At 71.3% G+C, this 23,407-nt stretch carries 18 protein-coding genes; 9 read left to right on the top strand and 9 right to left on the bottom strand.

The genetic code is table 11. The annotated features are described in order from the left end of the window. Positions 1-81: 81 nt before the first annotated feature. Complete coding sequence (locus AB0K12_RS32270) at positions 82-1,551, bottom strand: phosphodiester glycosidase family protein (RefSeq protein ID WP_364569609.1); 1,470 nt, start codon at positions 1,549-1,551, stop codon at positions 82-84. Between the two features lie 260 nt (positions 1,552-1,811). On the opposite strand from AB0K12_RS32270, the gene trpS reads away from it, so the two are divergent. After that, a complete protein-coding gene (gene trpS, locus AB0K12_RS32265; protein ID WP_364569606.1) occupies positions 1,812-2,774 on the top strand; it encodes a tryptophan--tRNA ligase in 963 nt (320 codons plus the stop codon). Between the two features lie 49 nt (positions 2,775-2,823). Here the strand turns inward: trpS and AB0K12_RS32260 are convergent, their stop codons facing one another. From AB0K12_RS32260 to AB0K12_RS32250, 3 genes are all read right to left on the bottom strand, one after another. Then, a complete protein-coding gene (locus AB0K12_RS32260) occupies positions 2,824-4,434 on the bottom strand; it encodes a PucR family transcriptional regulator ligand-binding domain-containing protein (RefSeq protein WP_364569603.1) in 1,611 nt (536 codons plus the stop codon). Positions 4,435-4,500: 66 nt separating this feature from the next. Further along, a complete protein-coding gene (locus AB0K12_RS32255) occupies positions 4,501-6,129 on the bottom strand; it encodes an AMP-binding protein (protein WP_364569600.1) in 1,629 nt (542 codons plus the stop codon). 13 nt (positions 6,130-6,142) lie between these two features. Then, positions 6,143-6,844: a TetR/AcrR family transcriptional regulator gene (locus AB0K12_RS32250; RefSeq protein WP_364569597.1), complete on the bottom strand. Its 702-nt coding sequence runs from the start codon at positions 6,842-6,844 to the stop codon at positions 6,143-6,145. A gap of 55 nt (positions 6,845-6,899) precedes the next feature. On the opposite strand from AB0K12_RS32250, the gene AB0K12_RS32245 reads away from it, so the two are divergent. The 4 genes from AB0K12_RS32245 to AB0K12_RS32230 all read left to right on the top strand — a co-directional run bounded on the left by AB0K12_RS32245 (position 6,900) and on the right by AB0K12_RS32230 (position 12,493). Continuing rightward, positions 6,900-8,360, top strand: coding sequence for an MFS transporter (locus AB0K12_RS32245; protein WP_364569594.1), 1,461 nt, complete (start codon positions 6,900-6,902; stop codon positions 8,358-8,360). Positions 8,361-8,447: 87 nt separating this feature from the next. Continuing rightward, on the top strand, positions 8,448-9,728 hold the full coding sequence (locus tag AB0K12_RS32240; RefSeq protein ID WP_364569591.1) for an aspartate aminotransferase family protein: 1,281 nt from the start codon (positions 8,448-8,450) through the stop codon (positions 9,726-9,728). Further along, a complete protein-coding gene (locus AB0K12_RS32235; protein ID WP_364569588.1) occupies positions 9,725-11,233 on the top strand; it encodes a CoA-acylating methylmalonate-semialdehyde dehydrogenase in 1,509 nt (502 codons plus the stop codon). The genes AB0K12_RS32240 and AB0K12_RS32235 overlap by 4 nt, the downstream gene beginning before the upstream one ends. Before the next feature lie 84 nt (positions 11,234-11,317). Next, the gene (locus tag AB0K12_RS32230; RefSeq protein WP_364569585.1) at positions 11,318-12,493 is read left to right on the top strand and encodes an extracellular solute-binding protein; all 1,176 of its coding nucleotides are present in this window, start codon (positions 11,318-11,320) and stop codon (positions 12,491-12,493) included. Positions 12,494-12,616: 123 nt separating this feature from the next. On the opposite strand, the gene AB0K12_RS32225 is transcribed toward AB0K12_RS32230, so the two are convergent. Both AB0K12_RS32225 and gabT read right to left on the bottom strand, forming a co-directional pair. After that, positions 12,617-12,868, bottom strand: coding sequence for a hypothetical protein (locus AB0K12_RS32225; protein WP_364569583.1), 252 nt, complete (start codon positions 12,866-12,868; stop codon positions 12,617-12,619). Positions 12,869-13,027: 159 nt separating this feature from the next. Further along, on the bottom strand, positions 13,028-14,356 hold the full coding sequence (gene gabT, locus AB0K12_RS32220; protein WP_364569580.1) for a 4-aminobutyrate--2-oxoglutarate transaminase: 1,329 nt from the start codon (positions 14,354-14,356) through the stop codon (positions 13,028-13,030). A gap of 91 nt (positions 14,357-14,447) precedes the next feature. On the opposite strand from gabT, the gene AB0K12_RS32215 reads away from it, so the two are divergent. Continuing rightward, the gene (locus tag AB0K12_RS32215; protein WP_364569577.1) at positions 14,448-15,980 is read left to right on the top strand and encodes a PucR family transcriptional regulator; all 1,533 of its coding nucleotides are present in this window, start codon (positions 14,448-14,450) and stop codon (positions 15,978-15,980) included. Here the strand turns inward: AB0K12_RS32215 and AB0K12_RS32210 are convergent. Beyond that, positions 15,946-16,572, bottom strand: coding sequence for a TetR/AcrR family transcriptional regulator (locus AB0K12_RS32210; protein ID WP_364569574.1), 627 nt, complete (start codon positions 16,570-16,572; stop codon positions 15,946-15,948). The genes AB0K12_RS32215 and AB0K12_RS32210 overlap by 35 nt on opposite strands. A gap of 289 nt (positions 16,573-16,861) precedes the next feature. Here AB0K12_RS32210 and AB0K12_RS32205 point away from each other — a divergent pair, with 289 nt between their 5' ends. Further along, positions 16,862-18,289 carry an aldehyde dehydrogenase family protein gene (locus tag AB0K12_RS32205; protein ID WP_364569571.1) on the top strand — a complete coding sequence of 476 codons (1,428 nt, stop codon included), beginning with the start codon at positions 16,862-16,864 and terminating at the stop codon, positions 18,287-18,289. 58 nt (positions 18,290-18,347) lie between these two features. Here the strand turns inward: AB0K12_RS32205 and AB0K12_RS32200 are convergent, their stop codons facing one another. Together AB0K12_RS32200 and AB0K12_RS32195 are read right to left on the bottom strand one after the other, a co-directional pair. Then, a complete protein-coding gene (locus tag AB0K12_RS32200; RefSeq protein WP_364569568.1) occupies positions 18,348-19,685 on the bottom strand; it encodes a trypsin-like serine protease in 1,338 nt (445 codons plus the stop codon). A gap of 55 nt (positions 19,686-19,740) precedes the next feature. After that, complete coding sequence (locus AB0K12_RS32195; RefSeq protein ID WP_364569566.1) at positions 19,741-20,580, bottom strand: peptidase; 840 nt, start codon at positions 20,578-20,580, stop codon at positions 19,741-19,743. A gap of 418 nt (positions 20,581-20,998) precedes the next feature. Between AB0K12_RS32195 and dxr the strand changes: the two genes are divergently transcribed. Further along, complete coding sequence (dxr, locus tag AB0K12_RS32190) at positions 20,999-22,189, top strand: 1-deoxy-D-xylulose-5-phosphate reductoisomerase (RefSeq protein ID WP_364569563.1); 1,191 nt, start codon at positions 20,999-21,001, stop codon at positions 22,187-22,189. 39 nt (positions 22,190-22,228) lie between these two features. Then, a complete protein-coding gene (gene ispG / locus AB0K12_RS32185) occupies positions 22,229-23,395 on the top strand; it encodes a flavodoxin-dependent (E)-4-hydroxy-3-methylbut-2-enyl-diphosphate synthase (RefSeq protein WP_364380355.1) in 1,167 nt (388 codons plus the stop codon). The last annotated feature ends 12 nt before the right edge of the window (positions 23,396-23,407 follow it).

The following is a 23,407-nucleotide window of genomic DNA, read 5'->3' as shown; positions in this document are numbered from 1 at the left end:
CGTACGTAGTGGTGCGGGTCCCTTTGCGTGGGGGTGAGGGACCCGTACGTGGTGGTGCGGGCCCTAGGGCGCTTCGGAGAGCTACTTGGGGAGGACCAGGAGGGCGTCGCCCACTGCGCGCTCCGCGCCGTCCGAGGGGCGGTTGACGACCTTCTTGCCGACCACCATGGCCGTGGAGCCGCCGCCGTCCAGGTTGATGGCCTGGGTGGCGCCCAGCCAGCGCATGAACTGGGCGGCCTCCACGAAGTTCGCGCCGACGGTCTCGCCGGGGCGGCGGCCGTCGATGGTGGCCAGGATGAGGCTGCCGTTGCGGGTCGTGCCGAGGAGGGTGCGGGGGTGGCGGCGGAGGATCATGTTGATCGAGTCGTGCCCGTCCCGCTTGGCGGTGATCTTCACCTTGCCGTTGCGGACCAGCCCCACGCCGCCGGAGATGACGTGCAGGTCGGGGGTGAGCTTGAGCGCCCGCTTGGTACGCAGGTCCACGACCTTCGTCACGATCTTGACGGTCCAGTCCTGCCAGGCGTGCTCGTTGATCCAGTCAGCCGCAAGGCCGTTGCCGTGCAGCACGCGCATCCCTGCGGCGACGGCGGCGCCGGACGCGCGCAGGCCGACGACCTTGCCGCTGGCGTCGAGGACGGCGTCGGTGCCGCCTGAGGGGGTCTTGGCGCCCCACTCCTCGGTGTAGAGGACCAGCTCGTCGGTGGTGGCGGCCCGGTTGACGCCGTTGACCTCCACCTTGGTGCCGTCCTGGGAGACGGCGGTGACGTCGGTCTTCAGCTCGGTGATCTTCGCGGTACGGCCCTTGAGCACGACGGCGGAGCGGCCGGGAACGGCCTCGCTCAGCAGCCGGCCGCCGACCAGGGAGGCGCCGACCGGCTCGCCGCGCAGCGCCTTGGAGGTGTGGATGTTGAAGAAGCCGCCGTTGACGCCGACCAGCGCCTTGCCCGCCTTCACCATCGACGAGACGGTCTCGCGCTTGGCCACGCTGCGGCCGAGCGAGGCGGCGTACGAGCCGCGGAACATCCGCGAGTCGACCATGACGACCTTGGCGCTCCACGGCCCGGTGGTCTTGAGCCCGTCGTCGCCGAGGTAGTCGACCTTGACCTTCAGGCCCGCTTCCTTGAGCTTCTTGGCGGCCTTCTCGGCCTTCTTCTTGTCCTTCAGCGGCCACATGCCGACGCGGACCATGTAGACGGTCTGCGAGGGAGCGTCGGCGACGCCCGGCTTGACCACCTTCTGGACGCTGGGCGTCTCGCCGGCGGCCTCCACTTCGGCGGCCTTGGCTTCCGCGGTGTGCTGCATCCCGTAGTCGCGGCCGCTGGGCATCAAGACGGTCAGCGTGTAGCCGTCGGTGGCGGAGCCCGCCTGCACGTCGTACAGGTCGATGCCCTGCGTGACGGCGGTCATCGCCTTGGTCGGCACGGGTCGCGCGCCCAGCGGGAACTTCGCCGACGGGAACCGGACCGTGCGCTGTTCCGCGGTCGCGGGCAGCGCCGTGAGGGCGAGCGCCGCGGCTATGGCCAGGCCGCCGGCGATCGTGCGTCGAGACATGAACTCTCCATAGGGCGGTGCAAGGGACCGCACCATAGTGGCGAGATCAAGGACCCCGAGGCAGGAGAACGCGCCAACTGGGTAAAGAGGTTACGAGATTGACATCGCCCTCCAGTACCATGCGTATATGACTTCTATCCGCATGTGGTGGCGGCCGACAGACGGCCGCTGATTCGCCCATGCGGGGGCCGTCCCAGAGACGGCCCTGCACATCATGCGAGGTCCTCTCCCGGGGCGGCACGAGACCCAGGAGAGATCCCATGAACGACGTCGTCCTGACGGGTGACCGCCCGACCGGGCCGCTGCATCTCGGCCACTACTTCGGCTCCCTGGCCAACCGGGTCGAGCTGCAGGGCCGATATCCGATGTACGTGCTGGTCGCCGACTATCAAGTGATCACCGACCGCGACACGCCCGGCGAGATCCGGCGCAACACCACGGATCTCGTGCTCGACTACCTCGCGGTCGGCATCGACCCGGCGCGGGCCGTGATCTTCCAGCACAGCGCGATCCCCGAGCTGAACCAGCTCATGCTGCCCTTCCTGAGCCTCGTGTCGGTGGCGGAGCTGCGGCGCAACCCCACGGTGAAGGACGAGATCGCGCACAGCTCGCAGCGGGCGGTGAGCGGGCTGATGTTCACCTATCCGGTGCACCAGGCGGCCGACATCCTGTTCTGCAAGGGCACGCTGGTGCCGGTGGGCAAGGACCAGTTGCCGCACGTGGAGGTGACGCGGCTGGTGGCGCGGCGCTTCAACGAGCGCTACGGCCCGGTGTTCCCGCTGCCCGAGGCCATGATGGGGGAGCACCCGCTGCTCAAGGGGCTCGACGGCGGCAAGATGAGCAAGAGCAGGGGCAACGCCATCGCCCTGTCGGCCACCGAGGACGAGACCGCCGCCCTCATCAGGAAGGCGCGCACCGACGCCGAGCGGCACATCACCTTCGACGAGGAGCGCCGCCCCGAGGTGGCCAACCTGCTCACGCTGGCCGGGCTGTGCCTCGGCCGGTCGCCGCGCGAGCTGGCCGAGGAGATCGGCGACGGCGGCGCGGCGACGCTCAAGCGGGTGACGACGGAGGCGGTCAACGAGTTCCTGCGGCCGATCAGGAAGCGGCGGGCCGAGCTGGGCGAGGGTGACGCGCGCCGGATCCTGGCCGAGGGGAACGAGCGGGCGCGCGAGCGGGCGGTGCTGACGCTGGAGGAGGTCCGTCAGGCCATGGGTTTCTGAACGCCGCCGAGAAACGAGCGTTTGCCTGCGCGCCCGACGAACGCGCGCGTCAGCGGTTCTCCCTGCGGAAGGACTCCAGCGCCAGTAACGCCACGTGCAGGGACAGGCAGGACTCGACGTCGTCGAGGTCGGTGTCGAGGATGCGCTCAAGGCGGCGCAGCCGGTCGTAGAAGGCGGGCCTGGACAGGTGGGCCTTCTGGGCGGCGACCGCCTTGTTGCGCCCGCAGTCGAGGTAGATGCGCAGGATGCGGGTCAGGTCGCCGCCGCGCTGCGCGTCGTGGGCCAGCAGCGGGCCCAGCTCCCGTTCGGCGAACGTCTGCAGCCGCGCGTCGTCGCGCAGCAGGTGGAGCAGGCCGCGCAGGCGCAGATCGGGCAGGCGGTAGTAGGCGCGGCCGTCGGGCTGGCGGACCGCCACCTCGGCGACCTGCTCGGCTTCGAGGAAGCTGCGGCGTACGTCCTTGATGGACTCGACGACCGAGCCGGCCGCCAGCACGAACGCGGCGCCGCACAGGCCGCGCAGCCGCTCGGCGAGCGCGGTCAGCGCGGGCTCTGCCTGGGTGCGCGGCGGGAGCGGCAGCAGCACGCCCACGCGCTCCTGGTCGAGCGCGCCCACGAGGGCGGGCAGGCGGGCGTCGCGGCAGGCGGCGGCGGTGCACTCGGCCAGCTCGCCGAGCTGCGCCTGCCCGTCGAGTGCCTGGTCGATGTGCTCGGTCGGCCGGATGACCACGCTGATCAGCCGCCGCCCGGTGAGCGGCACGCCCACCGCGCGGGCGCGGGCGGCGGCCTCGTCGGGGTCGGCGTAGGCGTGGGTGAGGATGCCGGTGAGGATGGTGCCGTGGGCCTGGCGTTCGAGCGACTCCTGGTGGCGCTCCAGCAGGCGGCCCAGGGCGAGCGTGGTGGCGGCCCGCTCGGCGAGCACCATGTCACGCGGTGACGGCTTGCTGTCGCAGAGCAGGATGAGCCGCCCCCAGTCCTGCCCGCGCGCGCCGACGGTGGTGACCAGCCAGCCGGAGGCCGGATCGTACGCCGTGCGCTCGGCCGGCGCGACCGCCCGCGACCTGGTCTCCCACCCGGCGAGCAGGGCGCCCGCGTCGCGCCCCGCGGACTCGCAGGCCAGCACCTGGTGGGCGAGGTTCTCCAGCAGCACGGGCCGGCCGGACAGCCGGGCCACCTGTGCCAGCACCTCGGCGGGCGACGCGCCCTCGACCGACAGCTCGGTGAAGACCTCGTGCAGCTGCTCGGAGGCGCGCAGCTCTTCGAGCTGGATGTCGATGATCCGGGAGTGCACCGATTCGGTGATCTGGACGAACGGGGTCTCCCTGGTCAGCACGATGACCGGCAGCCCGTGCTCCTCGGCGGCCTTGGTGACCGCGCGCGGCAGCTCGCGGACGAACCTGCGGCCCAGCTCCACGACCAGCCCCGACGCCCCGACGGAGGAGAGCTCGCCGATGTAGTCGGCGAGCTTCTCGGGGTCCTCGGGCAGCGCGACGCCGGTGGTGAGCACGAGCTCCCCGCCGCGCAGGAGATGGGCGATGTCGGCGATCTCGCCGACGTGTACCCACCGCACCTTGGTGTCCAGCCGGTCCGCGCCCGCGACCACGCGCGGGCTGCCGCGGCGCACGGTCTCCAGGGCGAGGACGTCGGCGATGGTGGGGAGCACGGGGCAGAGCCTAGCCGATCAACCTGTAAGAACGCCCACGGGGTGAATGACACGTTGTCGGACATGTCATGGGTTGAGATCCTCTTCGCGATATTCCCGGCGGGGTTCGCGAACGCGCAGCTCGACGCGGCGAATCTTGCCGGAGATCGTCTTCGGCAGGTCGTCGAATTCGATCCGGCGCACCCGCTTGTACGGCGCCAGCTCCCTGCGGCAGTGCTCGAAGATCGACCTCGCGGTGTCCTCGCCGGGTTCGAAGCCGGGGGCCAGCAGCACGTACGCCTTCGGCACCGCCAGGCGCACCGGGTCGGGGGCGGGCACCACGGCGGCCTCGGCCACGGCCGGGTGCTCCAGCAGCACGCTCTCCAGCTCGAACGGCGAGATGCGGTAGTCGGACGCCTTGAAGACGTCGTCGGTCCTGCCCACGTAGGTGATGTAGCCGTCCTGGTCGCGGGTGGCGACGTCGCCGGTGTGGTAGAAGCCGCCGCGCATCGCGTCGCCCGATCCACCGACATATCCGGACATGAGGCCGAGGGGGCGGCGGTCGTCCAGCGGCAGGCAGATCTCCCCGTCGTCCCCCTGCTCACCGGTGACCGGGTCGATCAGCACGACCTCGTAACCGGGCAGCGGGCGCCCCATCGACCCCGGCCTGACCTGCTCACCCGGCGCGTTGCCGATCTGCGCCGTCGTCTCGGTCTGCCCGTAGCCGTCCCTGATCGTGATGCCCCACGCCTTGGCGACCTGGTCGATGATCTCGGGGTTGAGCGGCTCGCCGGCGGCGACGGCCGTGCGCAGGGGCAGCCTCCAGGCGGTGAGGTCCTCCTGGATGAGCATCCGCCACACCGTGGGCGGCGCGCAGAACGTGGTCACCCGCTCGTCGCGCAGCACCTCCAGCAGCGCGGGCGCGGAGAAGCGCTTGTAGTCGTGGATCAGCACGGTCGCCCCGGCGTTCCAGGGGGCGAAGACGTTGCTCCAGGCGTGCTTGGCCCAGCCCGGCGAGGAGACGTTGAGGTGCACGTCGCCCGGCCTGATCCCGATCCAGAACATCGTGGACAGGTGGCCCGTGGGGTAGGAGGCGTGGGTGTGCTCGACCAGCTTCGGCTGGGAGGTCGTGCCGGAGGTGAAGTAGAGCAGCAGCGTGTCGTCGGCCCTGGTCGGCGCGTCGGGGGCGAAGAACGTGCCCGCCTCGTACGCCTCGTGGAAGGGCAGCCAGCCGAACGCGTCGCCCACGGCGATCTTCGTGTACTCGCCGGCCTCGAACTTGCCGGCGTCGGCCGCGTTCGCGATGACGTGGGACACTCCGCCGCGCTGGATGCGCTCGGTGACGTCCTTCGCGGTCAGCAGCGTGGTGGCCGGGATGATGACCGCGCCCAGCTTCATCGCGGCGAGCAGGGCCTCCCACAGCTCGGCCTGGTTGCCCAGCATGAGCAGGATCCGCTCGCCCCGCCGCACGCCCTGCTCGTGCAGCCAGTTGGCGACCTGGTTGGAGCGGGCCGACAGCTCGGCGAAGGTGTAGGAGGCGCTGCTCTCGCCGACGATCTTGAGAGCGACGGCCTCGGGGGTCTCGGCGGCCAGCACCCCGTCGAACCAGTCGAGCGCCCAGTTGAACTCGGCCGGTCTGGGCCAGCGGAAGTCGCGCCTGGCGGTGCCGGGGTCGGCGTCGAGGAGGAAGTCGCGGGCGGCACGGAAATCGCTCATGCCCGGGATCCTGCTACGGCGCGAGCCGCCGCTCAAGACCGTCGAGCACCGACACGAGGCCGAAGTCGAAACACAGCGCCCGGATGGCGTCGGGATCGTCGTAGACGTCCATGTCGATGCTCTCCAGCATCTCGGGGTGGGCCGCGGCGGCCTTGCGGACGGTGGCGCGCATCTCGTCGGCGTCGTAGTCGCGGTCGCCCATCGTGGCGTTCCAGGCGATCTCGGGGATCGTCATGCCGAACACGTACGCGGTGAGCGTGGAGCCGGCGAAGTCGACGTCGAAGCCCTGGAACCCGGCGGCCTTGAACATCCGGCGCATCCGGTCGGCGACCCGCATCGCGTTGGGCCCGAGCGCGGGCAGGCGGCCGATCAAGTCGCCCGACCAGGGGTGGCGCAGGACCACCTCGCGCATGCTGTAGGCCAGCACGGACGTGGCGTCGCGCCAGCCCACCTCGTCGGGGTCGGGCACGGTCATCTCCGCCCACACCTCGTCGTAGGCGAGTTCGAGCAGCTCGTCCTTGTGGGCGACGTACCAGTAGAGGCTGGTGGCGCCGGTGCCCAGCTTGGCACCGAGCTTGCGCATGCTGAGGCCGCTCAGCCCTTCCTGGTCGAGCAGCTCGACGGCGGCGGCGACGATCTCCTCCCTGCTGCGGCCGGGGGCGGCGCTCTTGCGGGGCTCGCGGACCCAGACGGAGGAGAACGGCTTGCTGCTCATGCCTCAAGGATAAAACCTCTCGCACACTGTGCGAGAGTTGTCGTACGGTGTGCGAGTGAACTCGAACACCGTACGAGACCCGCGCCGATGGTGGATCCTGGCCGCCCTCTGCCTGGCATTGCTGGTGCTGGTCATCGACAACACCGTCCTCAACCTGGCCATCCCGTCGCTCAACCAGGAGTTGGGCGCGACGCCGGCGGACATCCAGTGGATCCTCGACGCTTACGTGCTGGCCTTCGCCGGCCTGCTGCTGACCGCGGGCAGCCTGTCCGACAAGTACGGCCGCCGCCGCTTCCTCATCGTCGGGCTGGCGTTCTTTGGCGGCGCGTCCCTGCTGGCCCTGGTCGTCACCGAGCCCTGGCAGCTGATCGCCGCCCGCTTCCTCATGGGCGTCGGCGGCTCGCTGGTGATGCCGTCCACGCTGTCGATCCTGATGACCGTCTTCGACGCCGACGAGCGGCGCAAGGCGATGGCGGGCTGGAGCGCGGTGGCCCTGGTCGGCATGGTGTCGGGGCCCACGCTGGGCGGCTTCCTGCTGGAGCACTACTGGTGGGGCTCGGTCTTCCTGCTGAACGTGCCGGTGGCGGCGATCGCCATCGTGGCCGCCGTCGTCCTGATGCCCGAGAGCCGCAGCCCGGCCCGCAGGATCGACCCCGTCGGCGTGGTGCTGTCGATCGTCGGCCTGACCGCGGGCGTCTACGTGATCATCGAGCGGGAGTGGAACGTCCCGATCATCGCGCTCGCGGTGCTCGCGCTGGCCGCGTTCGTGATCTGGGAGCGCAGGCAGGAGCAGCCGATGCTGCCGCTGCACCTGTTCGCCAACCGCAACTTCAGCGGCGCCTCGTTCTCGATCCTGCTCATGTCGTTCGGCGCCGGCGCCGTGATGCTCATGCTGACCCAGTACCTGCAGTTCGTGCTGGGCTACGGGGAGATGCAGGCGGGGCTCGCCATGCTGCCGTACGCGGTGGCCGCCGCGATCTTCAACGGCGTGGGCGCCGGGCTCGGGCGGCGGCTGAGCAACCGGGTGCTGGTCGGCGCGGGGCTGCTGCTCATGGCGGGCGGCTTCGTGGTGATGGCGCTGACCACCGGCTACCTGCCGCTGCTGACCGGTCTGGTGATCATGGGCATGGGCGGCGGGCTGGCGGGGCCGTCGGCGTACGCCTCGCTGATGGGCGCCATCCCCGTCGACCATGCCGGGGTCGGCTCCGCGCTCAACGACACCGTGCAGCAGGTGGGCATGGCGCTCAGCATCGCGGTGCTCGGCAGCGTGCTGGCCGGGCGCTACACCTCGGAGATGCCGGCCGACCTGCCGGCCGCCGCCAGGGAGTCGATCGGCGGCGCGCACGGGCTCGGGCTCGCCGACGTCGCCAACGAGGCCTTCACCTCGGCCATGCACCTCGGCTCGTGGGTGGGCGGCGCCTTCTGCGTGGCCGCCGCGCTGCTGGCCGTCAGCGTGCTGCGCCCGCCGGCGCCCGCCGCCACTCCCGCGCCCGCCCCTGAGGGCAGCCCCGTGTGACGGGTTTCCACTGTGTAAGGCATTTTCCCGCCGCGTCGACACGTTGCACATAGGAGGGCACCCGACCGGAAAGGGATACTCGATAACATGTCGGACCTACTCGCGCGCCACCGGGCAGTGCTGCCCAACTGGCTGGCACTCAACTACAACGAGCCCATCGAGATCGTCAGCGGCAAGGGCAACCGCGTCATCGACGCGGACGGCAAGAGCTACCTCGACTTCTTCGCCGGGATCCTGACCAACATGATCGGGTACGACGTGCCGGAGGTGCGCGAGGCCGTCGAACGCCAGCTCGCCACCGGTGTCGTCCACACCAGCACGGTCTACTTGCTGCGGGGGCAGATCGAGCTGGCCGAGAAGATCGCGCGGCTGTCCGGCATCCCCGACGCCAAGGTGTTCTTCACCAACTCGGGCACCGAGGCCAACGAGACCGCGCTGCTGCTGGCCACGTACGCGCGTAAGAGCGACCAGGTGCTGGCCATGCGGCAGAGCTACCACGGGCGCAGCTTCGGCGCGATCAGCGTCACCGCCAACCGGTCGTGGAAGAACAACTCGCTCTCCCCGCTCAACGTGCACTTCCTGCACGGCGCCGACCGGCACCTGACCCAGTTCAAGGGCCTATCGGACGCCGACTACATCAAGGCGTGCGTGGACGACCTGCGCCACGTCCTCGCCACCTCCGTCTCCAACGACGTGGCGGCGCTGATCGCCGAGCCGATCCAGGGCGTGGGCGGGTTCACGATGGCCCCCGACGGGCTGTTCGCCGCCTACAAGGAGGTGCTGGACGAGCAGGGCATCCTGTTCATCTCCGACGAGGTGCAGACCGGCTGGGGCCGCACCGGCAGCTCGTTCTTCGGCATCGGCAACCACGGCGTGACGCCCGACATGATGACCTTCGCCAAGGGGCTCGGCAACGGGTTCGCGGTGGGCGGCGTCGTCGCGCGCGGCGACCTCATGGACGCGCCGCACGCGGTGGGCCTGTCCACCTTCGGCGGCAACCCCATCGCCATGGCCGCCGCCAACGCCACCCTCGACTACGTGCTCGACCACGACCTCCAGGCCAACGCCGCCCGTACCGGGGAGATCATCATCAGCGGCCTCAAGGCCGCGGCGCAGCGCCTGTCCGTGGTCAAGGACGTGCGCGGCAAGGGCCTGATGTTCGCCGTCGAGCTGGAGAGCCCCGCCCAGGCGGGCCGCTTCATGGAGCTGACCAAGCGGGCGGGCCTGCTGGCCGGCAAGGGCGGCCTGTACGGCACCGCCATCCGCATGGCGCCGCCGCTCACCCTCAGCGTGGACGAGGCCACCGAGGGGCTCGGCATCATCGTGACCGCCCTGGAGACCATCGACGCGGAGGCAGCGGCCCAGTGAAGTCCGTCAAGCACTGGATCGGCGGCGCACTCGCCGACGGTGACTCCGCGCGTACCGCGGAGATCTTCAACCCGGCCACCGGCGAGGTGAGCGGCCACGTCGCGCTCGCCTCGGCCGCCGACGTCGACGCCGCCGTCGCGGCGGCCGTCGCGGCCTACCCCGCCTGGCGGGACGCCTCGCTCACCAAGCGCACGCAGGTGCTGTTCCGCTTCCGCGAGCTGATGTACGCCCACCGCGACGAGCTGGCCGCCCTCATCTCGGCCGAGCACGGCAAGGTGCACTCCGACGCGCTCGGCGAGGTGGCCCGCGGCCTGGAGGTCGTCGAGTTCGCCTGCGGGATCCCGCACCTGCTCAAGGGCGGCTTCTCCGAGGGCGTCTCGACCCGGGTCGACTCCTACTCGATCCGCCAGCCGCTCGGCGTGGTGGCCGGCATCACGCCGTTCAACTTCCCGGCCATGGTGCCGATGTGGATGTACCCGATCGCGATCGCCTGCGGCAACGCGTTCGTGCTGAAGCCGTCGGAGCGCGACCCGTCGGCCTCGCTGCTCATGGCGCGGCTGTGGCAGGAGGCCGGGCTGCCCGACGGCGTGTTCAACGTGGTGCAGGGCGACAAGGTGAGCGTGGACCGGCTGCTTGAGCACCCCGACGTGCGCGCGGTGTCGTTCGTCGGCTCCACCCCCATCGCCCAGTACGTCTACGAGACCGGCACCGCCCACGGCAAGCGCGTCCAGGCGCTCGGCGGCGCCAAGAACCACATGCTGGTGCTGCCCGACGCCGACCTCGACCTGGTGGCCGACTCGGCGGTCTCGGCCGGGTTCGGCTCGGCGGGTGAGCGGTGCATGGCGATCTCCGTCGTGCTGGCCGTGGACCCGATCGGCGACGAGCTGGTGGGCAAGATCGTCGAACGGGTCGGCAGGCTCGTGGTCGGCCCGGGCGACGACCCCAAGTCCGAGATGGGGCCGCTCGTCACCGGGCCGCACCGCGACAAGGTCGCCTCCTACCTCGACCTCGGCGTCGAGGAGGGCGCCAAGCTGGTCGTGGACGGCCGCGAGACGCCCGTGCTGGGCGGCGGCAAGGCGGCCGAGACGCCCGGCTTCTGGCTCGGGCCGACCGTGCTCGACCACGTGCCCGTCGGGTCACGCACGCACACCGACGAGATCTTCGGCCCGGTGCTGTCGATCGTGCGCGTCTCCTCGTACGAGGAGGGCCTGGAGGTCATCAACAACGGCCTGTACGGCAACGGCACCGCCATCTTCACCAACGACGGCGGCGCGGCCAGGCGCTTCCAGAACGAGGTCGAGGTCGGCATGATCGGGATCAACGTGCCGATCCCCGTGCCCATGGCGTTCTACAGCTTCGGCGGCTGGAAGTCGTCGCTGTTCGGCGACACGCACGTGCACGGCACGGAGGGCGTCCACTTCTACACCCGCGGCAAGGTCGTCACCTCGCGCTGGCTCGACCCCTCGCACGGCGGCGTGAACCTGGGCTTCCCCACGAACGGGTAAGCGGCGCTCACGGGCGGGAGGAACGACCGTTCCTCCCGCTCCCGTCCCCGGTAAGCTCCAGCACGACGGACAAGGGGGGACATCGTGAACGGTCGTCGTACTTATGCCCTGGCGCTCGCCGCGACGGCGCTGGTCGCGGGCATGGGCGCGGCGGCTCCTGCGGCCGTTCCCGGGCCTCAGGGCGTGCGGCCCATGCCCACCCCCACGGCCAAGCCCAGCGCGACCTCCACGCCCACACCCACGCCCACACCCACGCCCGCACCGAGCGCCACCCAGCTCGACGGCACGCTGCAGATCCTCACCTACCGTGGCTACGCCGAGTACGGCGGCGTCAGCTCCCGCGTCAACTGGGTCGGCTCGTTCGAGAAGGAGACCGGCTGCCGCATCGCCAGGCTCGACATCGCGCAGACCGCGGAAGAGCTGGCCGCGCGGGTGGACGACCGGCCCTACGACGTCGTCACGGCCGGTCCCGTGCTGGCGGCCGACCTGATCCAGCGCAAGTGGGCGCAGCCGATCGACCCGGCCAAGGTGAGCGGCTACACCGATCTCGACAAGCGGTTTCGCGACATGACCACCGTGTCGGGCAAGTCGTATGGGGTGCCGTATCTGTGGGCGTACGACGAGTTCGTCCGCGACCGCAACACGGGCGGCGACCTCGAGCAGGTGTTCTCCTCGACGCGGGCGGCGCTCAGGGACAGCCCGCTGACGATCGCCGCCGCGGCGCTGGCCGAGGGGGCGAAGGAGCCGTACGAGCTGAGCGAGGCCGACCTGGACAAGGCCATGGCGCTGCTCGACCGCAACAAGGACCGCACCTACTGGCGCAACCCCGTCGACCTCGTCAAGGGCTTCGCGACGGGCGCGCTCGACTATGCCCAGCTCACCCCCTACTACCGGCTGCTCCTGCAGAAGGCGGGGGTGCCCCTCGAGACCGTGAAGACGCGGGCCACGCTCGGCTGGCTCGACTCCTGGATGCTCAGCGCGAACGTCCCCGACGCCACCTGCGCCTACCGCTGGCTCAACTGGGTGACCGCGACCGACGCGCAGCGCGACGCCGCCGCATGGACGGGCATGGCGCCCGCCAACGGCAAGGCGTGCAAGGGACGGGCCAGGGCGATGTGCCGGACGTACGGGATGGGCGACGACAAGCGGCTCGGCAAGGTGCACTTCGCGGTGCGGCCGCCCGGGGGTTGCCACGCGGACGACGGGGAATGCACTGACTACGCCACCTGGGCCAAGCGGTGGCAGGAGCTCATGAAGTAAGTGGTGGCCGCCCCCACCTGACCGTGCCGCGGGCTCGCCCTTCTCCCCCGCTGGGCGGGCTCGCTCTGAGGCGCCCCGGGCCTTCCCCTCTATCCCGGGGCGTCTCGCCGCGCTCGTCGTGCGTCAGCGGGACGGGAAGGCCACCACGGTGGCCATGGGCGCCGGCACGAGGGCCTCGGCGCAGTCGGCGCACGCGAGGACCGGTGCGTCGTCGGGCAGGCGGCCCACGCGCACGCGCGGGCGCGGCCATCGCTTGTGGCAGACGACGCAGGCGTCGCCGTCGCGCTGGGCCCAGGTCAGGCCCTCAGGGTCGAACGTCAACATGTCCTGCGCCGTTCTGGTCGCACCCCAGCTCATCACGCTCCCACCGCCCATGGGACTCTCCGCATGTCGCAACCGTTATAACCCTGACCGTGGCCGTGAGCGTCCTGCTGAGCGTCAAGTCAGGGTGAATTCTCTACCCGAGCGACGCCTTTTACACCACAAAAACGGGCAACCAGCCGCAAGCTGGGTGCCCGTTTCGTAGGGTTTCGTCTAGAGGTCGGCGATGGCCTTCTCCAGGATGCCGAGGCCCTCCTCCAGCAGGTGCTCGGGGATGACCAGCGGCGGCAGGAAGCGCAGCACGTTGCCGTACGTGCCGGCCGTCAGCACCAGCAGGCCCTCCGCGTGGCAGCGCTTGACGACCTCCGCGACGGCCGCCGGGTTCGGCTCCTTGGTGCCCGGCTCGACCAGCTCGATCGCGATCATCGCGCCCCGGCCCCTGACGTCGCCGATCACGCCGAAGCGCTCCTTGAGCGCCTCCAGGCGGGGCAGCATGATCTCGCCGATCCGCCTGGCCCTGGCCACCAGGTCCTCGGACTCGATCGTCTCCAGCACGCCCAGCGCGGCCTCGCAGGCCAGCGGGTTGCCGCCGTACGTGCCGCCGAGCCCGCCCGCGTGCACCTTGTCCATGATCTCCGCGCGCCCGGTCACCGCCGCCAGCGGCAGGCCGCCCGCGATCCCCTTGGCCGTGGCGATGATGTCCGGCACGACGCCCTCGTCCTCACAGGCGAACAGCGTCCCCGTACGCGCGAATCCGGTCTGCACCTCGTCGGCCACGAACACGATCCCGTTCGCCCGGCAGAACTCCGCGATGCGCGGCAGGAAACCCCTGGCCGGCACGATGAAGCCGCCCTCGCCTGCGATCGGCTCGATCACCACGGCGGCCACGTTCTGCGCGCCTATCTGCTTGGTGATGAGGTCGATGGCCTGCTCGGCCGCCTCTTCGGCGCAGTTGTCAGGACCCGTCGGCCAGCGGAACGGGTAGGCCAGCGGCACCCGGTAGACCTCCGGCGCGAACGGCCCGAACCCCTGCTTGTACGGCATGTTCTTGGCCGTCAGCGTCATCGTCAGCAGCGTGCGGCCGTGGTAGCCGTGGTCGAACACCACGACCCCCGGGCGGCCCGTCGCGTGCCTGGCGATCTTGACCGCGTTCTCCACGGCCTCGGCGCCCGAGTTCACCAGGAACGTACGCTTCTCGTGCTCGCCCGGCGTCAGCTCGTTGAGCTTCTCGCACACCTGCACGTACGACTCGTACGGGGTGACCATGAAGCAGGTGTGGGTGAACTCGGCGACCTGCTTCCGCACCCGCTCGACGACCTTGGGCGCGGCGTTGCCCACGTTCGTCACGGCGATGCCGGAGCCGAAGTCGATCAGCGAGTTCCCGTCGGCGTCCTGCACCACCCCGCCGCCCGCGCGGGTGACGAAGACCGGCAGGGTCGTGCCGATGCCGGGTGGGACGGCGGCCTGCTTGCGGGCCAGCAACTCCTGCGACTTCGGGCCTGGGATGGCGGTCACGACGCGCCGCTCCTGGGGAATGCTCATGCTTCGACGTTATGGCGGGCTTTCACCTGCGCCGATACGTCGATATGTAACACTGGGAGCGGTCGTCTTAGCCGAAATGGACAAATTCCGCATGCCGCCTACGCTGCAGACCGTCATGCGCCGCATGCACCTGAGGCCGCTGGCCGGCACCTCGGGGCCCGGCGTGCTCGACGCGGCCGTCCGCTGGGTCGCCGTCAGCGAGCTGGCCGACCCGACACCCTACCTGGAGGGCGGCGAGCTCCTGCTCACCACCGGCCTGCGCATGGACGGCGACCTGACCGGCTACGTCGCCCGCCTCGTCAGGCGCGGGGTGGCCGGGCTCGGGTTCGGCGTCGGGGTCTCGCACGAGGAGACGCCGCCCGCCCTCGTCGAGGCCGCGGAGGCGGCCGGGCTGCCGCTGCTCGAGGTGCCGCGCGAGACGCCGTTCATCGCCATCGGCAAGGTCGTCAGCGAGCTGCTCGCGGCCGAGCAGTACGAGGAGATCAGCCGCGCCTTCGCCGCCCAGGGCCGGCTGACGCGGGCGGCGCTGCGGCCCGAGGGCGTGCACGCCGTCATCGACCGGCTGGCCAAGGAGGTCGGCGGGTGGGCGGCACTGCTGGACGAGTCAGGCGAGGTCCGCCACGCCACGCCAGGAGCCAGGACGGACGCCGTCGCCGCCGAGCTCTCCCGCCGCCGCGGCCGCCCCCTGGACACCCCCCGGCGAGCCGAGGTGGGGGATGGGCGGATGCCGGCGAGTCTGGCGCTCTCCGCGCCGGGTGAGCACATCGTGGTGCAGCCGCTGGGTGGTGGCGGGCGGCCGCGGGGGTTCTTCGCCGTCGGGGCCGGGCACGCGTTCACGCCCGTCACGCAGACCGTGATCAACGCCGCGGGCTCGCTGCTCACCCTGTCCATGGAGCAGGGCAGGGCGCAGCGCGCGGCCGAGCGCAGCCTGCGGGCCGCCGTGCTGGAGCTGCTGCTGGCGGGGGAGGAGGAGCGGGCCAGGGCGGTGCTGGGCCGGCTGGGCGGCCGGCTGCCCGCCGCACCCGTGGTGGTGCTCGCGGCGGGGCCCGACGCGCTGGACGCGCTGGAGGCGGTCACGTTCACCGCGCTGACCGGCGTGCCGGACGTCGTCGCGCTCGTGCCCGAGCCGGAGGCGGATGAGGTGGCGCTGAGCGCGGGCGCGCCGGTCGGGGCGAGCCTGCCCACCGGCTACGGCACCCTGCGCGACGGGCTCGACCAGGCCAGGCGGGCCCTGGAGGCGGCCCTGGACACGCGCAGGGGCCCGGTCGTCAAGTTCGGCGAGCTCGCGGGGCAGGGGCTGCTCGCGCTGCTCGACCCGGCCGCCGCCCACGCGTTCTCGACGGCGGTGCTGGCCCCGCTCACCGCGTACGGTTCCCGCGCCGACCTCATGGAGTCGCTGCGGGCGTACCTGGAGAGCAACGGCCACTGGGACGCCGCGGCGCAGCGGCTCGGCGTGCACCGCCACACGCTGCGCTACCGCATGAGACGCGTCGCGGAGCTGCTGGGCCGCGACCTGGACGACCCCGGCGTGCGCGCGGAGCTGTGGCTCGCCCTGGAGGCGGCCGGCCGCCCGCCGCTGCGCAGCCGCGCTACTCCGGCTTCTCGACCTGGTAACAGCAGATGATCGCGGTCGTCACGGCCTCGTAGGTGCGCCCGTCGCGCAGGTGCCCGGCCCGCTCCAGGCCGATCGCGCCCTGAGCGGCCGCCCAGAACGCGTCGGCGATCTTGCGGGGCTGCGTCGGGATCAGGTAGCCGGCCGAGATGCAGTCGGCGATGACGCGGTCGAGGATGTTCAGGGCGGCGCGGGCGAGGGTGCGGGCGCGCTCGCTGGGCTCGAAGCCGGGGATCGCGCGCTCGAACATCAGGCTGTAGTAGCCGGGCTCCGACAGGCACGCCTGCCGGTAGGCGGGGCCGAGCGCGGTCAGGTGCTCGTACGGGTTGCGCCGCTGCGGCACGGCCTCCAGATAGCGGCGGAAGCGCTCGAACCCCTCCAGATAGAGCGCCTCCGCCAGCCCTTCCCTGTTGCCGAACATCGTGTAGATGACGGTCGTCGTGCAGCCGGCTTCCGCGGCGATCCTGCGCATGGTGAGGCTGTCGGGCCCGTCGCTCTGGAGCAGGTTGACGGCCACGTCGAGGAGACGCGAGCGGAGTTCGTCGTGGGTGGCGCGCTCACCCAGGAGGTAAGCACCCTGCAGTCCCAGAGGCGCCGAGGTCATGAGACCTCCCTTGTGGCCAAGGAGCTATGCGTCCTTGTGACCTCACGTCGTTCGGTCACGGGGCCCACGCCTTTCTGATCGGGGGCCCACCGCGCTGGAGACCCGCACCCGATGACTTAGCCATGGCGGAGATCCCTCAAACCACTCCGCATGGTAAACATCCCGAATTGGGTCTACTTCTGTTACATCATGGGTATACAACGGGGCTTGTACTTAACGGTGAGCCCTCGTGTGAGTCTTGTGCATCGTGGTGTAAATCCCCCGTGCACGCGTGGCATAACGTCGGGGTATGGACGTGCGTACCTTCTGGCTGGCCGGCCGCGCCGCGACCGGGGAGACCGAGCTCACTGTCACCAACCCCCACGACGGCCGCGCGGTCGCGCGGCACTGGGTGCCCACCGACGCCCAGGTGGAGGAGGCCGTCGCGGCCGCCGCCGCGGTCGCCGGGCAGGCCGCCGCGCTGCCCGTGCACGTACGCGCGGAGGCAGTCGCCCACGTCTCGCGCCGCCTCGCCGAGCGGGCCGACGAGATCGCCCACCTCATCACCGCCGAGAACGGCAAGCCCATCATGTGGGCGCGCGGCGAGGTGAGCAGGGCCGTCGCCACCTTCCGCTTCGCCGCCGAGGAGACCCGGCGCTGGTCCGGCGGCGTGCAGCGGCTCGACACCGAGCCCGCCGCGGCCGGGCGGCTCGCCTACGTCTCCCGCGTGCCCAAGGGCCCCGTGCTGGCGATCACCCCGTTCAACTTCCCGCTGAACCTGGTCGCCCACAAGGTCGCCCCCGCCATCGCCGTCGGCGCGCCCATCATCGTCAAGCCCGCGCCCGCCACCCCGCTGTCCTCGCTGCTGCTCGGCGAGATCCTGGCCGAGACCGACCTGCCCGCCGGCATGTTCTCGGTGCTGCCCATCGAGAACGAGCGCGCCTCCGCCCTCGTGACCGACCCCCGGCTGCCCGTCGTGTCGTTCACCGGCTCGGCGCCCGTCGGCTACGCCATCGCCGACCAGGTGCCGCGCAAGCACGTGACGCTGGAGCTGGGCGGCAACGCCGCCGCCGTCGTGCTGGCCGACGCCGACCTCGACTGGGCCGCCCAGCGCATCGCCCTCTACTCCAACTACCAGGCCGGGCAGAGCTGCATCGCCGTCCAGCGGGTGATCGTCGAGCAGTCCGTCTACGACGCGTTCGCCGAGCGGCTGCTGCCCGCCGTCAACGCGCTCGTCACCGGCGATCCCGCCGACGAGAAGACCCAGGTCGGGCCGCTCGTCTCCGAGGCCGCCGCCGAGCGGGTCGAGCAGTGGGTGCGCGAGGCGGTCGACGCCGGCGCCACCCTGCTCACGGGCGGCGGGCGCGACGGCGCCACCGTCGAGCCGACCGTGCTGGCCGGCGTGCCCCACGACGCCAAGGTCGCCTGCGAGGAGGTCTTCGGGCCCGTCATGATCCTGCAGCCGGCCGCGTCCATCGACGAGGCTTACGCGATGGTCAACGACTCCAAGTACGGGCTGCAGGCCGGTGTCTTCACCCGGTCGCTCGACGCCGCCTTCCGCGCCAACCGGGAGCTGGAGGTGGGCGGCGTGATCATCGGGGACGTGCCGTCGTACCGGGCCGACCAGATGCCCTACGGCGGGGTCAAGGACTCCGGCATCGGGCGCGAGGGGCTGCACTCGGCCATGGAGGACCTGACGTACGAGAAGGTCATGGTCCTGACCGGGCTGTCGCTGTAGGAACCGCGGCGGGGTGACGCGGCGCGCCCGCCACCCCGCCCGTCCTGATCCCCCCTTCCTAGGCGCGTTCGGCCGTGCGGAAGAGAGACTTGATCGTGTCGCCGAAGTACGGGCCGTACATCGTGCGGTGGTCGTCGCTGTACTTGAAGCTGCTCAGCGACGTTATCGTGCCCCTGCCCGTCGCGGTGTCGAACGACGTCATCCACGGGCCGCCGCTGGCGCCCGCCGTCATGTCGCAGCCGAGGCCCTGGTCGCGGGTCTGGCCGTGCGGGTCGTTCTTGAGCCGGCCCGCGCAGTAGACCAGGTGCGAGCCGTCGTACGGCGGGTCCGCCGGGTAGCCGAAGCCGAACGCCTGGCCGCCGCGGCCCGTGTTGAAGGCGATGTTCTGGGCTCCGACGACGTCCGTCACGTGCCGGCCCCTCGAGGTGGCCAGGGCGACCATGCCGACGTCGTAGTCGTCGTCGCCGCTGCGCGACCACGGGCCGGCGACGAACATGCGGCGGGCGGTGTACTGGCCGTACGGGTGCCCGTCGGCCGTGTCGTACCCCGGGACGAACGTCCAGTTCGCCGCCCACTCGCCGGAGCCGTCCTTCACGCAGTGGCCCGCGGTGACCACGACGTCCCTGTTGGCGCTCTTGACCGTGCTCGCCGAGCAGACGAAGTCGGCGCCCGCCACGGTCAGGAACACCCGGCCCGTCGTCCTCGCCACCTGGCCGCCGGTGATCCAGCGGGAGCCGGCCGTGCTGGTGGCCGGCTTCGCGGGCCCGGCCGGCGCGAGGGGGCGGGCGGCCGCCATGAGCTCACGCGGCGACGGCAACGCCGACTCCCCGCCCGCTCCCGCCGCACCGCTCGCTTCCGCACCGCTCGTTCCCGCACCGCTCGTTCCCGCACCGCTCGCTCCGGCAGCGCCGCCGGTCCCCGCCGCACCGCTCGCTCCCGGCCCCGCCGGACCGCTGTGCGACCTCCCGGCGCCTCGCGTCGGCGCCCCGCTCGCTGGGCCGCTGTTCGCGGGGGCCGCGCTGCCCGTGAGGCCCTTCGTGATGCCGCTCAGGCCGCCGGTGAGGCCGCGTTCGACGAGGCCGAGCACGTCGATCGGCAGGGCCTTCGCCATGCGTTCCGGCGTCCAGTACGCGAGCACGCGCCGCTGGTCGGCGGCCGTCCTGGCGGCCACGTGCTCGACGATGCCCCCGTGGATGTCCCCGTGGATGTCCCCGTGGATGTCCCCGTGCTCCGCGAAACTCGCGGAGACGACGGCCCGGGTCCCGGTCTGGGTGCCGGTCTGGGTGCCGGTCTGGGTGTCGGCCTGCTGGCGGGCGGGTGCCGCGCCGGCGAGCGCGGGGCCGATCAGCCCCGCCATGAGCGAGGCGGCCGCAAGCAGGGGGGTGCTCAAGGTCATGGCCCCCGAGTGTGCCCCACGAGATGTGTTCTTGTGACTACTTTCGGTGAATTCCTCAGGCTGCGTTGGTGGTTTGCGCCGCTTGGTAGACGGCCTGGGCCTCGGTCCCGAAATAGGGGCCGAACATCCAGTTGGGGGCGAAGTTGTATTTGAAGCTGTTGACGGAATTCTGGGTGCCGAGCCCGGTCGACTCGGTGAAATTCAGCATCCAGGGACCGCCGCTCGAACCGCCGGTCATGTCGCAGGTCAGGCCGAGGCCGCGGCTGGCCAGGAAGTCGTCGAACGTCCGCCCGCTGCAGTAGACGAGCTTCGAGCCGTCGTAAGGGGCCGCCGCCGGGTAGCCGAAGGCGTACATCTGCTGCCTGCGCGGCTGGTTGAAGGCCACGCCCTGGCCGCCGACGGTGTCGACCAGCGTCTTGCCGTTCACCGGCGCGACCACGGCGGCGGCCACGTCGAAGTTGATGTCCTCGCCCGAGTTCCACTGCGGGGTGGTGAGCAGCCGGATGGCGGGCCAGGTGCCGAAGGGGCGCTGACCTTTGTCGTAGCCGGGGACGAAGACCCAGTTCGTGTGGAAGGCGCCGGACATCTTCACGCAGTGGCCTGCGGTCAGCACCACGCTCTTGTTGGCGCTGGTGACGGCGGTGCCCGAGCAGGAGGCGTTGCGTCCCTGGGTGGTGAAGAAGATCCGCCCGGTCGTACGCGCGACCGCGCCGCCCTTGGTCCACGCCGCGCCCGAGCCGCGCGCCGCCTGCGTGGTGGCGCCCGACCCGCCGCGGGTGGGTGGAGCGGTCCACGCCGTGCCCTGGCGGGGTTCCGCCGCACCGGGCGCCACCTTGGGGTCGGGGACGTCCAGCGGCTGGGCGGCCTCCATGCGCCGCTCGGTCCAGTACGTCATCACCTGCCGCCGCTCGGACGCCGTGTCGGCGGCGGCGTGCTGCGCCGGCTTCGGCCGGGGCGCAATCCGGGACCCGGCTTGCACCCCGGCTGAGGACGCAGCTGAGGACGCAGCTGAGGACCCGGCTGAGGGCGCAGCCTGGGCCGCCACGGCGGGGAGTGCGGTGGTGAGCAAGGTGCCGGTGAGCGTGGCGGCGGAAAGCAGGGCGATTTTGCGGTGCATTACGTACCTCCCTAAAGCGGACTCGGGGTTGGAACGTAGCCGCCGCAATATCCGGATTTCTCAAGATTCGCGCATTCCGATATGACGATATTCCGACATAAATGAACTGGGTTATCTCGTGTCACATAAGGCGGCGAATTCTGGCCCGGCCGCCCCGTCGTGCCTGAGCGCCCGGCACAGCGGGGAGAATGGGTCTGTGCATGCAGAGACCCTCCGCTCCGTCGTCATCCTCGGCTCCACCGGTTCAGTCGGCACGCAGGCCCTCGACGTCATCGCCGCCAACCCCGACGGTTTCCGCGTCGCGGCGCTGGCGGCGGGAGGCGGCAGGGTCGACCTGCTGGCCAGGCAAGCGGCGGAGTTCGGTGTCGAGGCGGTGGCGGTGGCCGACGCCTCGGCCGTGCCCGCGCTGCGCGAGGCGCTGGAGGCCCACGGCGTCAAGCCGGTCGTGCTCGGCGGCCCCGACGGGGTGGCCGAGGCGGCGGGCTGGGAGTGCGACATGGTGCTCAACGGCATCACCGGCGCGCTCGGCCTGGCCTCCACCCTGGTCGCCCTCAAGGCGGGCCGCCTGCTCGCGCTGGCCAACAAGGAGTCCCTGATCATCGGCGGGCCGCTGGTCAAGCGGCTGGCCGCGCCGGGCCAGATCCTGCCCGTCGACTCCGAGCACTCCGCCCTGCAGCAGTGCCTGTGGGCCGCGGGTCCCGACGGCCACGACCCCTCCCGCGTCAAGCAGCTGGTGGTCACGGCCAGCGGAGGGCCGTTCCGCGGCATGAAGCGCGAGGAGATGGCCGACGTCACGCCGGAGATGGCGCTGGCCCACCCGACCTGGTCGATGGGCCCCTACATCACGATCAACTCCGCCACCCTGGTCAACAAGGGGCTCGAGGTGATCGAGGCCCACCTGCTGTTCGACCTGCCGTTCGACCGCATCGAGGTCGTCGTCCACCCGCAGTCGATCATCCACTCCATGGTCGAATACGTCGACGGCTCCACCATCGCCCAGGCCAGCCCGCCCGACATGCGGCTGCCGATCGCGCTCGCGCTCGCCCACCCCCACCGCGTCGCGGGGGCCGCGCGCCCCATCGACTGGACCAAGGCCCACACCTGGACGTTCGAGCCGCTCGACGACGTGGCCTTCCCCGCCGTCGCGCTGGCCAGGCACGTCGGCGGCGAGGGCGGCACCGCGCCCGCCGTCTACAACGCCGCCAACGAGGTGTGCCTCGACGCGTTCCTGCGCGGCGATCTGCCGTTCCTCGGCATCGTCGACACCGTGGCCAAGGTCGTCGAAGAACACCAGGTCACCCCGGCCGGCTCCGTCGAGGAGGTGCTCGCGGCCGATGCCTGGGCGCGGGCCCGTGCGGCCGAACTCACAGCCGGGCAGTCCCGCTAGCTACCTAGACTGGAAAGCGTCGTCACAGTAAGGGTTGAAATGTCTCCTGTAGCTCTCGGCATCCCGACGGTCCGCCCCAAGCCGCTCGCCGAACGCCGCCACTCCCGGCAACTCATGGTCGGCAGCGTGCCCGTGGGCGGCGACGCCCCCGTCTCGGTGCAGTCGATGACGACGACGGTGACCGCCGACGTCAACGCCACCCTCCAGCAGATCGCCGAGCTCACGGCGTCGGGCTGCCAGATCGTCCGCGTGGCGGTGCCGTCCCAGGACGACGCCGACGCGCTGCCGCTGATCGCGAAGAAGTCGCAGATCCCCGTGATCGCCGACATTCACTTCCAGCCGAAATACGTCTTCGCCGCCATCGACGCCGGGTGCGCGGCCGTCCGGGTCAACCCCGGCAACATCAAGAAGTTCGACGACAAGGTGGGCGAGATCGCCCGCGCGGCCTCCGACGCCGGCGTGCCCATCCGCATCGGCGTCAACGCCGGCTCCCTCGACCCCCGCCTGCTCCAGAAGTACGGCAAGGCGACGCCAGAGGCGCTGGTGGAGTCCGCGCTGTGGGAGTGCTCGCTGTTCGAGGAGCACGGCTTCCGCGACATCAAGATCTCGGTCAAGCACAACGACCCGGTCGTGATGATCAACGCGTACCGGCTGCTGGCCGCCCAGTGCGACTACCCGCTCCACCTCGGCGTCACCGAGGCGGGGCCGGCCTTCCAGGGCACGATCAAGTCGGCCGTGGCCTTCGGCGCGCTGCTCGCCGAGGGCATCGGCGACACCATCAGGGTCTCCCTGTCGGCTCCTCCCGTCGAGGAGGTCAAGGTCGGCGCCCAGATCCTCGAGTCGCTGGGGCTGCGCGAGCGCGGCCTGGAGATCGTGTCCTGCCCGTCGTGCGGGCGGGCCCAGGTCGACGTCTACACCCTCGCCGACCAGGTCCAGGCGGGCCTTGAGGGGATGAAGGTGCCGCTGCGGGTGGCCGTCATGGGCTGCGTCGTCAACGGTCCAGGCGAGGCCCGCGAGGCCGACCTGGGCGTCGCCTCCGGCAACGGCAAGGGCCAGATCTTCGTCAAGGGCGAGGTCATCAAGACGGTGCCGGAGTCGCAGATCGTCGAAACCCTCATCGAGGAGGCCCTGCGCCTCGCCGAGGAGATGGGCGTCGAGGTCGACCTCGACGACGACACCACCGGCCCCACCGTCACCGTCAGTTGACCCTCATCCCTG

It is taken from the genome of Nonomuraea sp. NPDC049419, assembly GCF_040676995.1.
Taxonomy (GTDB): Bacteria; Actinomycetota; Actinomycetes; order Streptosporangiales; family Streptosporangiaceae; genus Nonomuraea; species Nonomuraea salmonea.
Note: the sequence above shows the minus strand (reverse complement) of the source record. Positions and strands in the feature narration are given on the sequence as shown.

Coding starts and splice junctions, on each gene's coding strand:
- AB0K12_RS32195 (WP_364569566.1), bottom strand. CDS start 20,580: ATGACGTACTGGACCGAGCGGCGCATGGAGGCCGCCCAGCCGCTGGAC.
- AB0K12_RS32210 (WP_364569574.1), bottom strand. CDS start 16,572: ATGACCTCGGCGCCTCTGGGACTGCAGGGTGCTTACCTCCTGGGTGAG.
- AB0K12_RS32215 (WP_364569577.1), top strand. CDS start 14,448: ATGCCGCCTACGCTGCAGACCGTCATGCGCCGCATGCACCTGAGGCCG.
- AB0K12_RS32250 (WP_364569597.1), bottom strand. CDS start 6,844: ATGAGCAGCAAGCCGTTCTCCTCCGTCTGGGTCCGCGAGCCCCGCAAG.
- trpS (WP_364569606.1), top strand. CDS start 1,812: ATGAACGACGTCGTCCTGACGGGTGACCGCCCGACCGGGCCGCTGCAT.
- AB0K12_RS32225 (WP_364569583.1), bottom strand. CDS start 12,868: ATGGGCGGTGGGAGCGTGATGAGCTGGGGTGCGACCAGAACGGCGCAG.
- AB0K12_RS32240 (WP_364569591.1), top strand. CDS start 8,448: ATGTCGGACCTACTCGCGCGCCACCGGGCAGTGCTGCCCAACTGGCTG.
- AB0K12_RS32200 (WP_364569568.1), bottom strand. CDS start 19,685: ATGACCTTGAGCACCCCCCTGCTTGCGGCCGCCTCGCTCATGGCGGGG.
- AB0K12_RS32255 (WP_364569600.1), bottom strand. CDS start 6,129: ATGAGCGATTTCCGTGCCGCCCGCGACTTCCTCCTCGACGCCGACCCC.
- AB0K12_RS32270 (WP_364569609.1), bottom strand. CDS start 1,551: ATGTCTCGACGCACGATCGCCGGCGGCCTGGCCATAGCCGCGGCGCTC.
- AB0K12_RS32205 (WP_364569571.1), top strand. CDS start 16,862: ATGGACGTGCGTACCTTCTGGCTGGCCGGCCGCGCCGCGACCGGGGAG.
- gabT (WP_364569580.1), bottom strand. CDS start 14,356: ATGAGCATTCCCCAGGAGCGGCGCGTCGTGACCGCCATCCCAGGCCCG.
- ispG (WP_364380355.1), top strand. CDS start 22,229: ATGTCTCCTGTAGCTCTCGGCATCCCGACGGTCCGCCCCAAGCCGCTC.